Below are 12,606 nucleotides of genomic sequence, written 5' to 3'. Positions count from 1 at the left end.
ACCAAATAACATACAATGCCATAACAAGCATATATTATACGTGTTCTATACCTGAGAGGTACATTATGTTGACACTAAACGAAAGGTGCCATATTGATCTTAGCAATCAATGTATATGCTATGATGAAAGCTATATTCACTTGTCATATATGGAAGTTATGCTGTTAAAACTGCTGATTAAACATGCTGATAAAATATTAACCAAAGAAGAAGTCATCGCCGAACTCTGGCCTGATGATGCAGAGAACCACGAATATATAGATAATTTATCACAACTAATACATAAGGTTAGAAGGATACTAGCTATTTGCGGGTTAAAAAACACAATCCTCACGGTGAGAAATAAAGGATATCGTTTTTCTCTTATCGCTTGTCAAGATATCCCGATGGAAAAACACGAAGATGCTCAATCGCCGCCATTTCCCCCAACAGAAACGTTAGACAATAATAGCAATAAACTAATAATAAATATTTTACAGCAACAGTATGATATCAGATTCATGTGCTACCTAAATATAGTGTTATTTATTACTATAATAAGTCATTATTTTTCTTTTCTTGGATAGTTATTCAAGGTTTTTTAGTACAAAAAGCCAGCCAACACCAAATAATTCTCTTACTCATAACTAAAACAATAAAATGTTTCTTATAAAACTATGCCATACTTTACTCATAATTAACATTCTTCGCTTAATTACACCCTCATTTTTTATAGCTATAACAATCGGTTTCCCGTTTTGTTACGACTAGTGGCACCAACGAATCCGATTTCATGCAAAATTTGCTTGCAAAAATAATCATGAAAAGTGAATATTTTCCGTAAAGTAATTCACGATAAGAGAACAAACATGGATCTCACCCAACTCCGCATGTTCTGTAGCGTAGCTGAAACTGGCTCAGTTGCTCGTGCAGCGGAGCTACTTCATCGCGTTCCTTCTAACCTGACCACTCGTTTGCGTCAGCTAGAGCAGGAGCTGGGCACCGATCTGTTCATTCGAGAGAAACAGCGCTTACGCCTTTCACCGATGGGGCATAATTTTCTCAACTACGCCAAGCGAATTCTGGCGCTCAGCGATGAAGCAATGAGCATCACGCATGCCGGAGAACCGGCAGGAAGCTTTGCGTTAGGCTCAATGGAAAGTACCGCAGCAACGCGTTTACCGGTGTTATTGGCGGCCTATCACCAAAGCTATCCTCAGGTATCACTCTCTTTGGTGACGGGAACTTCAGGTGAGATTACCGAGAAAGTACGCGCGGGGACGCTTGCCGCAGGGTTAGTCGACGGACCGCTCAATCATGATGAACTGAATGGCTGCATTGCTTTTCGTGAAGAGATGGTAGTGATTTCTAGCCTTGAACATCCACCGATTACGCGTGCTAAAGACGCCGCCAATCAAACACTATTTGCCTTTCGGCCAAGCTGCTCATACCGCCTGCGTTTTGAATCGTGGTTTCAGCAAGATGGTGCGGTACCCGGCGCGATTATGGAAATTCAGTCCTACCACGCCATGCTAGCCTGCGCCGCCAGCGGTGCCGGTATTGCAATGATCCCGCGCTCGGTTTTATCTCTCTTACCCGGCCATGAGCGCGTCGCCGTACACACATTGCCTGACGATATCGCCCACACCGCAACATGGCTTATCTGGCGGCGCGATGCGTTTAATCCCAATATTCGTGCGCTTAAAATGCAAATCATTGAGCAAGAGCGCGCACAAGAGCACATAGAAGAACAGCCAGAAGCTATCGATATTTCCGCGTCAGAGCACGCCATCGTCTTACATCAAAAAAAACCAGGAGCACACCATGCAAATGATTAAAACTCGCGCCGCCGTCGCTTGGGGGCCAAATCAGCCATTAACCATCGAAGAAGTTGATTTGATGCCGCCACAAAAAGGCGAGGTTTTGGTTCGCATTGTCGCCAGCGGCGTGTGCCATACCGACGCATATACCCTATCAGGGAAAGATCCTGAAGGCGTATTCCCTGCGATCTTAGGCCATGAAGGCGCGGGCATCGTTGAGGCCGTGGGTGAAGGCGTGACCACCGTCGCCGTCGGCGATCATGTCATCCCGCTATATACGCCAGAGTGTGGAAAATGTAAGTTCTGTCTGTCAGGCAAAACCAATCTGTGCCAAGCCATTCGTGAAACCCAAGGCAAGGGTTTGATGCCAGACGGTACAACGCGTTTCTCTAAAGACGGCAAGCCCATTTTCCACTACATGGGTACATCTACGTTCTCTGAATACACCGTTCTGCCAGAAATTTCCTTGGCGAAAATCAGCAAGGAAGCCCCGCTGGAAGAGGTTTGCCTGCTAGGCTGCGGCGTAACCACCGGCATGGGCGCCGTCGTCAACACCGCTAAAGTTAAGCCGGGCGACAGCGTGGCAATCTTTGGTCTGGGCGGTATCGGTCTGTCTGCCATTATTGGAGCCAAAATGGCGGGCGCGGGACGTATCATCGGTGTCGATATCAACACGGATAAATTCGAACTGGCTCGCAAGTTAGGCGCAACCGACGTTATTAATCCAAAAGATTACGATAAGCCAATTCAGCAAGTCATCGTCGAACTGACCGATGGCGGCGTCGATTTCTCCTTTGAATGTATCGGCAACGTGGACGTCATGCGCTCTGCGCTTGAATGCTGTCATAAAGGCTGGGGCGAGTCGGTTATTATCGGCGTGGCTGGCGCGGGCGAAGAGATCTCGACCCGTCCATTCCAGCTGGTGACAGGTCGCGTATGGCGTGGCTCCGCATTCGGTGGTGTTAAAGGCCGCACCCAGTTGCCGGGTATCGTACAGCGCTATATGGACGGCGAGTTTGCACTCAACGATTTCATTACCCACACCATGAGCTTGGATGAAATCAACGAAGCCTTTGATCTTATGCATGAAGGTAAGTCGATTCGCACCGTCATTCACTTTGACCGCTAGTCAAAGCGAATAACGAACATACCTAAATAATGGGCGCAGGAGATTTAATCATCGCGCCTATTATCTCGGATAGGAGAACGTCGTGGATTCACTGGAACTGTTAGAAGAGCATCGTCTGTTCAATGGCTGGCAGCAACGCTACCGCCACGCATCTGATGCACTCAACTGTCTGATGACATTTAGCATCTATTTGCCTCCCACAGCCGACGACGCACCGCCGCCGGTACTCTATTGGCTGTCAGGCTTAACCTGCAATGACGAAAACTTCTCCACCAAGGCTGGCGCGCAGCGCGTTGCGTCCGAGCTAGGTTTAGCGTTAGTGATCCCAGATACCAGCCCGCGCGGCGATACAGTGCCCAACGATGCGGGCTACGATCTAGGACAAGGCGCTGGTTTTTATCTGAACGCCACGCAGGCTCCGTGGAATAGCCATTATCGAATGGATGATTACATCACGCAGGAGCTGCCAGCGCTTATTCGTGAGCATTTCAACGTCAGTGAAAAGCAGTCTATCAGCGGTCATTCGATGGGGGGACATGGCGCACTCACGTTGGCATTACGTAACCCGCATCAGTATTTGTCGGTGTCTGCCTTTGCGCCTATCGTTAACCCAACGCAGGTACCTTGGGGGCGCAAAGCCTTCGCGGCCTATTTGGGTGACGATCGCTCTCTCTGGCAAAGCTATGACAGCTGTTGCCTGATTGCACAGCAAAAGCCAACGTTCCCGATCCTCATCGATCAGGGCGATGACGATCAGTTTTTAGCGGATCAATTACAACCCGCTAAACTTGCCGAGTTGGCTCGTCAGAACGAATGGTCGCTCCGTTTACGTATCCAGCCGGGTTATGATCATAGCTACTTTACTATCGCGACGTTTATTGAAGATCATCTTCGCTTCCACGCCGAACACCTTGGCTTAGCGTAATACCGATCAGATTTCATTCACGCTGAATTTCATGGCCGCACCTGCGGCCATTTTTTATGATGACTATCGCGCTCCCCCTCTGAACCTGCGCACGTGGGCAATGAGCGGGTTACGCAAGCGTTCTCCCCTCCTTCGATTTCTGCCATAATAGCCGCATTATTTATTCCCTCCTGAGCTGAGATCGGCTGTCGGGAACCCTGTACGGAGCCAACCGATGGATTGTTACAACACATCAGATTTGATTTCTATTGAACAAGCGCTGGAAAAATTACTTTCACAAACATCAGCCATTTCCGATGTTGAGGACGTTGCGCTGACCGACGCCGCTGGCCGTATCACCGCGCTGCCCGTTATTTCTCCGTTAAATGTTCCTCCTTTTGCTAACTCTGCGATGGACGGATACGCCGTTCGTTTGCAAGACATCACGCCAGACGCCGTACTTCCTGTTGCAGGCAAAGCATTTGCAGGCAGCCCGTTCAGCGGTGAATGGCCCGCAGGCAGCGTCATTCGTATTATGACCGGCGCGCCCGTACCGGCAGGAACCGATGCGGTTATCATGCAAGAGCAGGCTGAGCTCAGCGAACAAGGCGTGCGTTTTACGGCAATGCCAGCGCAAGGGCAAAATATCCGTTTAGCCGGTGAAGATATTCTCCAAGGCGCTGAAGTATTGGCCGCCGGTGTCCGTTTGGGCACCGCTGAGCTCCCGCTGTTGGCGTCTTTAGGTATCGCTCAGATTAAGGTCGTGCGTAAGCTGAAAGTCGCTCTGTTTTCAACCGGTGATGAGTTACAGCCCGTAGGCACGCCTTTGCAAGAAGGGCAGATTTACGACACGAACCGTTTTGCCGTGCGTTTAATGCTGGAGCAAATGCACTGCGAGATTATTGATTTAGGCATTATCCGCGACAATCCACAGGCGCTGCGCGAGGCCTTCAAAGCGGGCGATTTGCATGCTGACCTATTGATTAGCAGCGGCGGCGTTTCCGTTGGCGAAGCCGATTTCACCAAGCAAATTTTAGATGAAGTCGGAAAAATTAGTTTCTGGAAACTGGCCATGAAGCCGGGTAAACCATTTGCGTTTGGTCAGCTTAACCGCGCGTTGTTCTGCGGCCTGCCGGGCAACCCCGTTTCAGCCGTGGTGACGTTCTATCAGCTGGTGCAACCGCTGATTGCCCATCTTTCTGGCGATACCCATTGGCAACCACCGGCGCGCTTAAAAGCTAAGGTGATGACTCCGCTGAAAAAATCACCGGGTCGCCTAGATTTCCAGCGCGGCATCGTCAGCGCGAATGCTCAGGGCGAGCTAGAAGTGCGCACCACGGGTCATCAAGGTTCACACGTCTTCAGCTCATTTACGCTCGGCAATGCTTTTATTGTTTTAGAGCGCGAGCGCGGCTCGGTCAAAGCCGGTGAGTTAGTTGATGTAGAACTGTTTAACCCGCTGCTGAGATTTTAAACATGAACAAAGAGATACCCGAAGAGCTTAGCGATGCTGAGATGATGCGATATAACCGCCAGATCGTGCTGCGCGGTTTTGATTTCGACGGACAGGAAAAGCTAAAAGCCTCGCATGCACTGATTATTGGATTGGGCGGTTTAGGCTGCCCTGCGAGCCAATATCTGGCGGCGGCCGGTGTGGGAACCTTAACGCTTGTCGACTTCGATACGGTATCTCTTTCTAACTTACAGCGCCAAATCTTGCACCGCGATGCGCGGATCGGGATGCCAAAAGTCGAGTCGGCACGTTTGTCGCTCCACGAGATTAACCCTCACATGCAGATATACACCGTTGATGCCGTGCTAGAGGATAGCGATCTCACCACGCTTATCGCACAGGCTGACGTGGTGCTCGACTGTACGGATAACGTAGATATCCGCGATCGTCTTAACCGCTTGTGCTTCAATTTGCATAAACCGTTGGTATCCGGTGCCGCTATCCGCATGGAAGGGCAAGTCAGCGTATTTACCTATCAAGACGATGAGCCTTGCTATCGTTGTTTAAGCCGCTTGTTTGGTGCGAACGCCCTCACCTGCGTGGAAGCGGGCGTGATGTCGCCATTGGTCGGGATTATTGGAGCTACGCAGGCGATGGAAGCCATTAAGCTTTTGACTCATTTCGGCACGGTTCCCCGTGGACGGCTGATGATGTACGACGCCATGAGCTCGCAGTGGCGCTCGATGACGCTGGCTAAAAATCCTTCTTGCGAAGTGTGCGGGCACGCATAATCGATCTGGTCTGTGCTCCTATCTGTTGCGTAAATGTTGAATAACATCAGGATAAAACGTTATGGTGGCTTAATAGCGTTTTATTCTTCGATGTTTTTTTCACTCATATTCGTATCATTTTTGGAGCCGTCTGCCCATGCTTAAACTCTCCACGCTGGATCATTTAGTCCTCACCGTTGCTAATATCGACAAATCCGTCCAGTTTTATCAGCAGGTTTTGGGGATGGGCGTTGAAACCTTTGGCAGTGAAGGCCGCACGGCGCTTACGTTTGGTGAGCAAAAAATCAATCTTCACGCGGCTAAATCCCCTTTTCGTCCACATGCTAAACATCCCACGCCTGGCAGCGCCGATCTCTGTTTTATCACCGTTCAGCCGTTGCAAGAGGTGGTTTTGTGGGTGATTGGCTGCGGCGTAGAGATTATTGAAGGGCCGGTAACTCGTACTGGCGCCACCGGAAAAATTAGCTCTATTTATTTGCGTGACCCCGACGGCAATCTGATTGAAATCGCCAATCGGCTTTAAACGCCTCAATAATGACCGCTCAGGGCTGTGAATTCCCACCGCATAGCCCATTCAGTCCTCCTTCTCTTTCTAGCCTGGTGTATTATCAATTAAGGCACGTTTGTATCACTGATAGTCACGATCGAGTTACGCCTGCTGATCATTCACTCTAGGCGCAATTTGGCTAAATCATACCGCAACAAGGAGCATGATGCGGCCACCAGAGACTTTACTCGCTGCTGCAACGCTACTCGCCGTTGCGTTAATACCGTCTGGCGCGATAGCGGCTCCACCGATTATCGGTAATTCCCACATTGTGCGTTCCAACAATATTATCTTGATGGAAGGCGATATCGTTGGCCCAGCCAAAAGCTATCATCAATACGTTATCGGTCCAGAGAGCCAAGATACGCTGCGCGATATCAGCATCGAGTTTGCCCGTAGTGGACAAATCAATGCAGCCAATCAAAGCTATGGCCCTAACCCTGTTTGGGAAAGTCGCTTAGTGCTGGATGATATTGGTTGGATGAGCCGCAGCGTGGTGGCCGTTCAAACCGGCAATGAGCAAGATGTTTCGCAGCTCATTAGCGCCTATAAAACGGACGATCGTGGCCGCATAGTGAAAGTGACCGAAGTCGAAGCGGGCGACAACACGATTGGCATTACTAATCAGTACTATTTTTACACGCCCGACGATCAGGTGCGCTTCTACGTTGCCGTTGGCCGTAATCCGGGGTTTGGGATGTACCTGTATCGTCCCGATGGGCGATTAGAGAAAGTGGTGAAAAACGACAATGACACCCTTTCGACCTTTACCGATAACGGCAAAGATCTGAGTTCCATCACCAAAACACCCCATGTTACCTATATCACCGAGTGTCAAAAATGGGATAACAGCGGGAACTGTATACTGTCTGAAAAGCAGGAAATCATCAGCTTTGACTATCAAGGCGAGCTAAAAAGCATCACGTCACGCTTTATGCTGCAACAAGACATCTTGTACTACCCGCCCCACCGTGCTGCCCATCCTTAATCACCAGATAAAAAAAGGGTGTTTGCTTTTCGGCAAACACCCTTTTTGCATTTAGCTCAGCTAAGCGATTAGGCTGCTGGCTTCAATGCCTGATAAGCCTGAGTCCACTGCGGGTAGCGTTCTGGCGTGCTCCACAGTAACTGATGCAGACGCGCCAACGTAACAGGATCGCTCAGCAGCGCCAAACGTTCGTCTCGGCTAAGCTCCTGAGGCCCCGTGCTCAAGGCTTTCTCTACGCGCTCTTCACGCGCTTTTGCAATTGCAGCATGCGCATGATGGCGAGAAGTTGCCATTGCCGTCGCCAGCGCATTGTACGCAGGATCAAACACCGCACGCAGGAAACCATGATCGAGTTCGCGCTTGTTGTTAAGCTCAACGTAACGCTCGGTCGCCACCATCTCAACCGGAGGAGAGTATTCCTCTGGGATCAAGAAGATCTTGGCACGTTTGCACTTCACGCCCAGCGTGCGACGGCTCGTAATCACCGAAACCACCGGCGACAGGATCAACGACACCACGATCGGTGACAGCCACCAGAGGAAGCGCAGATCCAGCACCGCAACGCCACCCGCCCAGATAAGGCCGAGTAAACACTGCGAACCATGACGACGGAAAGCTTCACTCCACGGCGTAGCATCATCATCACGCTGCGGCGACTGCCAGGTGATTGACCAGCCAAGGAACGCGCTCACCACAAATACGGTGTGGAAAATCATACGTACCGGTGCCAGCAGCACGGAGAATAACATCTCCAGCAGCATGGAAATCAGCAGGCGGAATGAACCACCGTACTCTTTAGCACCTTTGGCCCAAATCAGCACCACAGACAGCAGTTTTGGCAGGAATAACAGCACCAAGGTGGTTGAGAACAGCGCAATCGCCAGTTCAGGACGCCACTGTGGCCAAACAGGGAATAGCTGCCGCGGCTGCAGGAAGTACTGCGGCTCCATCAGCGTATGCACCACCTGTAGCGCCGTTGAGAGCACCAAGAACATGAACCATAGCGGTGCCGACAGATACGACATCACGCCCGTCAGGAATACCGCACGGTGAACCGGATGCATACCTTTCACCAAAAATAGGCGGAAGTTCATCAGGTTACCTTGGCACCAGCGACGGTCACGCTTAAGCTCATCCAGCAGGTTCGGTGGCAATTCCTCGTAGGAACCTGGCAGGTCATAGGCAATCCACACCCCCCAGCCAGCGCGACGCATCAATGCGGCTTCCACAAAGTCATGCGACAAAATGGAACCGGCAAAGGTACCGCTGCCCGGCAACGGTGCCAGCGCGCAGTGTTCGATGAACGGCTTCACGCGAATAATGGCGTTGTGGCCCCAATAATGAGATTCACCTAACTGCCAGAAATGCAGACCTGCGGTAAACAACGGTCCGTATACGCGCGTTGCAAACTGCTGAATACGCGCATACATGGTGTCCATGCCGGTCGCCTTCGGCGCAGATTGAATAATCCCCGCGCTTGGATTGGCTTCCATTAGACGAACCAAATTGGTTAAGCAGTCGCCGCTCATTACGCTATCGGCGTCAAGAATAACCATGTAGCTGTATTCTCCGCCCCAGCGACGGCAGAAATCATCGATGTTACCAGATTTGCGTTTCACACGACGACGACGGCGACGATAGAAAATACGTCCTTCGCCGCCAACTTCTTTGCAAATCTCCATCCATGCTTTTTGCTCTGCCACGCAAATATCGGGATCATAGCTATCGCTCAGGACAAAGATGTCAAAGTGTTCGATTTGTCCCGTTGCCACCACCGATTCGTAAGTTGCCCGCAGCCCTGCAAATACACGGGATACGTCTTCGTTACAAATAGGCATGATCAGTGCGGTACGATGCTGCGGATTGAGCGCTTCGTCCCCGACCGTCGTGGCGGAAATGCTGTATTTATCGCGGCCTATCAAGAGCTGAAGGAAGCCCATCAACGCTGTCCAGAAACCGGCCGACACCCAGCAGAAGAGAATGGCAAACAGCACTAATATTCCAAACTGAAGAACATAGGGCAGCAGCTCCATCACCGACTGCATGATCGGTTTTTCCAGCATTGAAGCCGGATCGATCCACTCCCACCCTTGATACGGCAGAATGGTTTTCATGTACCACGTGGCAATGACAGTCTGCGTCAGCATTAGGATAAGCAAAACCCAGCGGCGCATTGAGCCCACTTTACGCCAGCGTTTATCTGCTTCGGCTTCTGCGGCGGTTTTAAACTGGTGTTTCGGCGGCTGCGTTCTGCCTAGCAGGCCATCCCACATGCGGCCAACCGGATTGGTACGCCACTTTTCAGGAAACATCGAAGTACGCTTAATGGTTGGCATTGCTTTGATCGCAGTTCGTCCTGCCGCATCTTTTGTCAGCAATGCTTTTTCTTCCAGCGTATCCGACCAGCCCATTTCAAGACGTGATTCAACTGAACAAAGAGGCGCATCGAGCGCCTCTAAATCCGACAGTTGAACATCGTCTGAGGCCAGCGACCTATGCACCGCATCCACAGAAACATCCTGTGATGCGGTCATTTGCTGCCTGAGCGCGGCTTCTTGCTCCGCGCTCATCGCCAATGCCTTTAGATAGGCATCGGCATTCTCAGTAGACTTATTCATTGGCAGGTAACTGATAGCTCCAGATTTCACTCAGCGGTTTATCTTCTTTGATCAGATAAGCGCGCATCTCAACCGGTTTTTTGTTGTCGATAACGTTAAAGCGTAGCGTCAGACGCCAGCCGCCGGTTACCGGGTTGTAACGTAAATCGTTCTGCACCAGTTTAGTGTTGTCATCCGTTGTCACCTGAGTCGTTACAGGTGCATCAGGCGTCAACGCTTTCAGCGCAGGACCAACGAAATCAACAATCAGCGCGGTTGTGCCGTCTGGTTCGCGGATCAGGTTAGACTGCTTCACATCACCGGTTGAACGCATAGTCTGCTTAACCCACGCTAACGCAGGGTCATGCAGTTTTGCTTCATCACGAGTGAAGTGTAGACGGTAATCCAGATTAATAGGTTTTCCGACCTCTGGCAGACTTGCCGGGATCCAGAATGCTACGATGTTATCGTTGGTTTCATCGGCCGTTGGAATTTCCACCAGCTGAACTTTACCTTTGCCCCAAACACCGCGTGGCTCAACCCAAGCGCCCGGACGCAGATCGTAACGATCGTCGAGGTCTTCGTATTGAGAGAAATCACGAGTACGCTGCAACAGACCAAAACCTTTCGGGTTTTCAACGCTGAAAGTGCTCACGGACAGATGCTTAGGATTATTCAGTGGACGCCAGATCCATTCGCCGTTGCCAGCATGAATCGATAGGCCTTCAGAATCGTGCAGCTGTGGACGATAGTTCACGTTGGTGGATGGCTGGTTTGAACCAAACAGATACATGCTGGTTAACGGTGCCATACCCAACACGCCGACTTTATCACGCAAGTATAAGCGTGACTGCACATCAACCACGGTGTCAGTACCCGGAGTCACAATCATGCGATATGCGCCGGTTGCGCGTGGAGAATCCAGCAGCGCGTAAATCACCAAGTGTTTATCTTTCGCTTTCGGGCGTTCAATCCAGAATTCGCGGAAGCGCGGGAATTCTTCGCCAGACGGCAGTGCGGTATCGATAGCTAAACCACGCGCAGAAAGACCATAGACTTGGCCTTTACCCACAACGCGGAAATAGCTTGCGCCCAGCATGCTCATGATTTCATCGTTTTTACCCGCCTGATTGATCGGATAAACCACTTTGAAACCGGCAAAGCCCAGATCTTTCACGGCCTCTGGGTCGTGTTTCACTGAGCCAAAATTAAAGTAGTCCGGGTTGTATTTGATCTGACGAACCGACGTTGCCGTCACTTCATTGATCTTAACCGGCGTATCGAAATACATACCCTGATGGTAGAACTCTAATTTGAATGGAGTTTTAAGGTTATTCCAATAGGGTTTGTCATGATTGAATTGGATTTGCTGATAGTCAGCAAATTTCATCTCACGAAACTCGGAAGGCAGGTTGCTTTTAGGTGCCTTGAAGGACTCCCCTGCCAGAGATTGTGCTTTTTTTGCAACATCATCTAGCGAAAACGCCCATGCCTGTGTTGTTGCGAGCATCAGAAATACTGATGCAGCCAGCCCTGTTAAAGCGCGAAACTTGGGCCGGGTGGTTAATAAATGTGTTAGCACATACCCCCCTGATGGTGCTCTACGAAACGAAGAACTCAGTAATAAATTGGTTTGTTGGAAGCATAGTAATTGATTACTCACCCCGTCGACAACAACCTAATAAGGGTTGCAACCCAATAGGATTGGATTTAATTATACCCGACGTCAATTAGAATTAAATTAACATTTAAAATCAAAATGTTACATTAAGTGTTTTTTAGGAAGATCCCTAATAAAGACTTGATTGTGCAAGATAAAAATTTTACTGAATAAATTTAAACCAGCCAGCCATAACGCGGTCATTAATAGAAAAAAGCTGCTTTTTTATCCATAGTTCCGATTGACCAATTCATTAATAAGGAAAGTAAAAGCGATAACATCACAATTGCTTAAGTGGGGTTAGGTTTGTCAGCGCCGTCAAATAGAAGTATCCGCTAAGGTTTGATGTAAAAATAACCTTCCTGCTGATGTTCAACCAGTGCCAATATTCCCGCAGTCACAGAGCTCACCCCCATCAGTAATCGATCTAACGTAATACTATTTGCCCGCATGGCATTCTCGCAGGCCAGCAAAATGACGTTAGCCTGCTGCAACGTCTCCCAGTTCGGCGATTCGTCACTGTCGGCAATCAACGTGCTGATGGCTGAGCCGGTAAACACAATATGAATATCGGTATATTTACCGTTGCGCGCTTTCAATAGATTAGTGGCGCTGTTAAACGCTGGAATGCAGTGCGTTGATTCTGAAACATGGAATACAACTTTCATTTTAGTCATCATTTTCTACAAAAGGAGGCTTGAACCATAGCAGTAGGAGAAGTCAAAGTCATGATTGAGC

11 protein-coding genes are annotated in these 12,606 nt (G+C 49.8%); 8 read left to right on the top strand and 3 right to left on the bottom strand.

The window, feature by feature from the left end:
• Nucleotides 1-65 precede the first annotated feature (65 nt).
• The 8 genes from DSM2777_RS12730 (at nt 66) to DSM2777_RS24150 (ending at nt 7,611) form a co-directional block, all read left to right on the top strand.
• Nucleotides 66-566 (top strand): winged helix-turn-helix domain-containing protein, encoded by a 501-nt coding sequence (locus DSM2777_RS12730; protein WP_080950875.1) that lies wholly within the window; start codon nt 66-68, stop codon nt 564-566.
• A 282-nt stretch (nt 567-848) separates the two neighbouring features.
• Nucleotides 849-1,817 carry a putrescine utilization regulator PtrR gene (gene ptrR / locus DSM2777_RS12725; protein ID WP_061554136.1) on the top strand — a complete coding sequence of 323 codons (969 nt, stop codon included), beginning with the start codon at nt 849-851 and terminating at the stop codon, nt 1,815-1,817.
• A complete protein-coding gene (locus tag DSM2777_RS12720) occupies nt 1,804-2,928 on the top strand; it encodes an S-(hydroxymethyl)glutathione dehydrogenase/class III alcohol dehydrogenase (protein WP_046458096.1) in 1,125 nt (374 codons plus the stop codon). The genes ptrR and DSM2777_RS12720 overlap by 14 nt, the downstream gene beginning before the upstream one ends.
• Before the next feature lie 82 nt (nt 2,929-3,010).
• Complete coding sequence (gene fghA, locus DSM2777_RS12715; protein WP_043492051.1) at nt 3,011-3,853, top strand: S-formylglutathione hydrolase; 843 nt, start codon at nt 3,011-3,013, stop codon at nt 3,851-3,853.
• Nucleotides 3,854-4,067: 214 nt separating this feature from the next.
• Entirely contained in the window at nt 4,068-5,306 is a 1,239-nt protein-coding gene (gene moeA, locus DSM2777_RS12710; RefSeq protein WP_061554135.1) for a molybdopterin molybdotransferase MoeA, read from the top strand.
• Between the two features lie 2 nt (nt 5,307-5,308).
• On the top strand, nt 5,309-6,076 hold the full coding sequence (gene moeB / locus DSM2777_RS12705; protein WP_061554134.1) for a molybdopterin-synthase adenylyltransferase MoeB: 768 nt from the start codon (nt 5,309-5,311) through the stop codon (nt 6,074-6,076).
• Between the two features lie 136 nt (nt 6,077-6,212).
• Nucleotides 6,213-6,599 carry a VOC family protein gene (locus tag DSM2777_RS12700; RefSeq protein ID WP_046458100.1) on the top strand — a complete coding sequence of 129 codons (387 nt, stop codon included), beginning with the start codon at nt 6,213-6,215 and terminating at the stop codon, nt 6,597-6,599.
• 187 nt (nt 6,600-6,786) lie between these two features.
• Nucleotides 6,787-7,611, top strand: a complete 825-nt coding sequence (locus DSM2777_RS24150; protein ID WP_237087770.1) for a DOMON domain-containing protein — start codon at nt 6,787-6,789, stop codon at nt 7,609-7,611.
• A 68-nt stretch (nt 7,612-7,679) separates the two neighbouring features.
• Here DSM2777_RS24150 and mdoH read toward each other — a convergent pair whose 3' ends face one another.
• The 3 genes from mdoH to DSM2777_RS12680 all read right to left on the bottom strand — a co-directional run bounded on the left by mdoH (nt 7,680) and on the right by DSM2777_RS12680 (nt 12,536).
• A complete protein-coding gene (mdoH, locus tag DSM2777_RS12690; RefSeq protein ID WP_061554132.1) occupies nt 7,680-10,229 on the bottom strand; it encodes a glucans biosynthesis glucosyltransferase MdoH in 2,550 nt (849 codons plus the stop codon).
• On the bottom strand, nt 10,222-11,718 hold the full coding sequence (locus DSM2777_RS12685) for a glucan biosynthesis protein G (protein WP_061555392.1): 1,497 nt from the start codon (nt 11,716-11,718) through the stop codon (nt 10,222-10,224). The genes mdoH and DSM2777_RS12685 overlap by 8 nt, the downstream gene beginning before the upstream one ends.
• 485 nt (nt 11,719-12,203) lie before the next feature.
• On the bottom strand, nt 12,204-12,536 hold the full coding sequence (locus tag DSM2777_RS12680; protein WP_227719161.1) for a DsrE family protein: 333 nt from the start codon (nt 12,534-12,536) through the stop codon (nt 12,204-12,206).
• Nucleotides 12,537-12,606: the final 70 nt, after the last annotated feature.

The sequence above is a fragment of the Obesumbacterium proteus genome (genome assembly GCF_001586165.1).
Lineage (GTDB): Bacteria > Pseudomonadota > Gammaproteobacteria > Enterobacterales > Enterobacteriaceae > Hafnia > Hafnia protea.
This window is presented reverse-complemented; position numbering and strand designations above follow the sequence as displayed.